At 57.5% G+C, this 301-nt stretch carries 1 protein-coding gene; it reads left to right on the top strand.

What is annotated here, in order from left to right:
• Positions 1–301: hypothetical protein (locus JYB63_RS22825; protein ID WP_205660214.1), on the top strand; the 301-nt coding region annotated here is incomplete at both ends.

Genomic DNA, 301 nt, shown 5'->3' with positions numbered 1-301 from the left:
AATGGCGGAAAGATAATGGTAACTGGGTATCGATGCCGCGCACCTCGGCGCTCGGTTTTGAAGTGCCGGGGATTTATGCCGGTCGTTACCTGGTGCGCGTGCGGGCCATCAACGCCAGTGACGTATCGTCTATCTGGGCGACGTCGATGGAAACCTACCTGAAAGGGAAAGAAGGCAAGCCGCCGGTGCCGGTCGGCTTCAAGGCTTCTCCGTTACTTTGGGGTATCCAGCTCGATTGGGGATTCCCAGACGGGGCCGAGGACACGCTGAAAACCGAAATTCAGTATGCAGATAACGCCGC

Source organism: Aliamphritea spongicola, assembly GCF_017051665.1.
GTDB classification, from domain to species: Bacteria; Pseudomonadota; Gammaproteobacteria; order Pseudomonadales; family Balneatricaceae; genus Amphritea; species Amphritea spongicola.
Note: the sequence above shows the minus strand (reverse complement) of the source record. Positions and strands in the feature narration are given on the sequence as shown.